Genomic DNA, 1,043 nt, shown 5'->3' with positions numbered 1-1,043 from the left:
CAGAGTCCACGCTCCAGGATCTCGAGAAGGTACGCGCCGTAGCCGCTCTTAACCAGCTTCTCTCCACGCTCTCGCAGTTCGTCATCGGTGAGGAATCCCTGGCGCCAAGCGATCTCTTCAGGACTGCCGATCTTCAAACCAGTGCGCCGCTCGATGGTGCGCACGTATTCGCCTGCGTCAGTCATCTGGTCGAATGTGCCTGTGTCAAGCCACGCGGTTCCGCGCGGAAGCACCTCGACCTGCAGCGCACCTCTTTCGAGGTACGCCGAGTTAATGTCGGTGATCTCGTACTCACCGCGCGCGCTGGGGGCGAGCCCGCGAGCGGTCTCGACGACGTCATTGTCGTAGAAGTAAAGCCCGGGAACCGCGTAGTTACTCTTCGGGGCGGTGGGCTTTTCCTCCAGCGACACCGCTCGTCCGGCACTGTCGAACTCGACGACCCCGTACGCAGTGGGTTCGGCGACCCAGTAGGCGAATATCGCGCCACCCTCGACGTTCTCGTAGCGCTTCAGTTGAGAGCCGAGACCGGGGCCGTAGAGAAGGTTGTCTCCAAGAACTAATGCAACTTTGTCATCGCCGATGAAGTCGGCACCGATTGTGAACGCTTGCGCCAGTCCGTCGGGCGAAGGCTGCTGCGCGAACGAAAGGTTCACCCCGAACTGCGATCCGTCGCCTAGTAGGCGCTCGAATGACGGGGCGTCGTGCGGAGTGGTGATGATCAGAATGTCGCGGATACCCGCAAGCATCAACGTGGAGAGCGGGTAGTAGATCATCGGCTTGTCGTAGACCGGAATCAACTGTTTCGATACGCCCAGAGTGATTGGGTGAAGCCTCGTGCCAGAACCGCCCGCAAGAATGATGCCCTTCAAGATTCTCCTCTATCAAGTGTCGTGCGTGGGTGAACGCTGCGGCGATGCCCAACCGGTCCGAGGTCGACGTAGGCAAGATGCTGGTCTGGTCCCGCATACCTCCGGCTCAATGCTATCGATGACGGCAGCCGGCTTGCGCCACGAGCCCATCAAGATCGGTGGTTCTTCGACCCA

At 60.3% G+C, this 1,043-nt stretch carries 1 protein-coding gene; it reads right to left on the bottom strand.

The window, feature by feature from the left end; all coding sequences use genetic code 11:
• Positions 1-869: glucose-1-phosphate thymidylyltransferase RfbA (rfbA, locus tag WDU96_RS13600; protein WP_337339071.1), on the bottom strand; the 869-nt coding region annotated here is incomplete at its 3' end.
• Positions 870-1,043: the final 174 nt, after the last annotated feature.

It is taken from the genome of Microbacterium marmarense, from assembly GCF_037204165.1.
Taxonomy (GTDB): domain Bacteria; phylum Actinomycetota; class Actinomycetes; order Actinomycetales; family Microbacteriaceae; genus Microbacterium; species Microbacterium marmarense.
The sequence above is the reverse complement of the archived record's forward strand: the minus strand, read 5'-3'. Positions and strand labels throughout refer to the sequence as shown.